Below are 1,648 nucleotides of genomic sequence, written 5' to 3'. Positions count from 1 at the left end.
GTCCAGGCAAGCGCGCATCGCCGCCCGCCGGCTGTCCCTCTTTTACCCAAGCGGGCAAATCGACGCCTTGCACCTGCGCGCGCGGCGTGAGCGTATCGTGCAGACGCGCGGTGACGGCACGGCGCTGTTCGGCTGTCGTGGCACGATGCATTTGTGTACAGAAATCGATCCGCTCGTCGTCGCTGAGCAGTTGCGACGGCACGGCGTCGGACGGCGCTGGTAGACGATGCGCCTGCGCGCCGCAAGCCGTCGTCGCCACGAGCCACGCCAGCAGGCACGCCAGCCCAGCGCGAACGCTTCGCGGCCAACCGCACGATGTCGTGGACATGTAAACCTCCGGGTCGATCTCGGAAGAGCCGCGTTGGATCCGCGCCGGAAGAGACGGTGAGCGTGTCGTCTGATTTCGTCAAAGCAACAGCGGCAGGCTGGGTCCTGAGGGATGCACCACATCAGGGAGGACCACTACGCAGTGTAACAAACCCGTCTGCGCGCGCTGATGCCAGCGCATAGCCGTGGCTAGTCGATCTCCGCCATGTTCGAGCGCAATCGGTCGCGCTGCGAAACCGGGCTAAGAACCGGGGCTTCAAACCCGCACTACGACACCGCGCTACGAAACTGCCCCTACGAAACAAAAGGCAGTTTCTGATCGCGCGCCGCCGCGAGCATCGACAAGGTGATCTTGCGCACTTCAAGCTTGCTCTGGGTAATATGCGCGCGCAACAGAATGCTGGCCTCCGGCAGCTTGTTACGCTCGATCAGATGGAGCATGGTGGCGTGCTCGTCGTAAGTCGCGCTGGTGCGATGCGGCTTCAGAAAATCGAGCCGCCGCACGATACGGATGCGCTCGGTCACCTCATTGTGTACGCGAAGCATTTCGCCGTTGCCAGTAGCCGCAACCAGTTGACGGTGAAAATTCTCATCCATGCCGAACATGGTGACCGCATCGCTTTCGCGCGAGTCGGGTTCGACGCACCAGACGACCTTGAGTGGCGCGATCGCCTCATGCGGGGCGTTGCCGCTGGTCAGTCGTTCGAGCGAGGCCAGTTCGAGCACGATACGCAGATCGTAAAGCTGGTCCAGTTGATCGAAGTTGATCGGCGAGACTTTCCAGCCACGCCGGAAACCCACTTCCAGATAGCCCTCGCGTTGCAGGCGGAACAGTCCGTCGCGCATCGGTGTACGCGAGACGCCATAGTGCTGGGCGATGTCGCTCTCCGAGAAGCGGTCGCCGGGAAACAGCCGGAAACTGAAGATATCGCTCTTCAGTTGCTGATAGACCTGCTCGGCCAACGGGTTTGCGCCAAATGCGGTTGCAGGACTCGTGGCCGCGTTAGATGCGGGGTTGGCACCGGGGTTGCCACCGGATTTGGCACCGTCGGGCACGAGCGTTGCGCTGGCCAGCTTCGCCTCGTCGATGTCGTGTTCACTCATCTCGCCAGATCTCCATTGCCATGTTCTTATTATCGGCCTCTTACGGCGCCGCGATCAGGCTGACATGCGCCGCCACGATTTTCCAGCCATGATGGTCCGCCTGCGATGGCGGGCCCAGTCGTGCCCACGTCTGCATCTGCCGCCCGAGCTGCACGGTTGCATCGCTCGTGAACTCCGTGCTGACGGTGGCGTAGTCGGTGCCGAACGTCGTCACGAC

3 protein-coding genes are annotated in these 1,648 nt (G+C 62.4%); all 3 read right to left on the bottom strand.

The window, feature by feature from the left end:
- On the bottom strand, positions 1 to 328 hold a 328-nt coding region (locus tag WCA85_RS19250), incomplete at its 3' end, for a hypothetical protein (RefSeq protein WP_424066468.1).
- Between the two features lie 293 nt (positions 329 to 621).
- Positions 622 to 1,431, bottom strand: a complete 810-nt coding sequence (locus WCA85_RS19245) for a GntR family transcriptional regulator (protein ID WP_424066467.1) — start codon at positions 1,429 to 1,431, stop codon at positions 622 to 624.
- Between the two features lie 40 nt (positions 1,432 to 1,471).
- Positions 1,472 to 1,648, bottom strand: a 177-nt coding sequence (locus tag WCA85_RS19240) for an AtzH-like domain-containing protein (protein WP_424066469.1), incomplete at its 5' end; no start/stop codon positions are given.

The sequence above is a fragment of the Paraburkholderia sp. genome, assembly GCF_049581445.1.
In the GTDB taxonomy this organism is placed as follows: domain Bacteria; phylum Pseudomonadota; class Gammaproteobacteria; order Burkholderiales; family Burkholderiaceae; genus Paraburkholderia.
The sequence above is the reverse complement of the archived record's forward strand: the minus strand, read 5'-3'. Positions and strand labels throughout refer to the sequence as shown.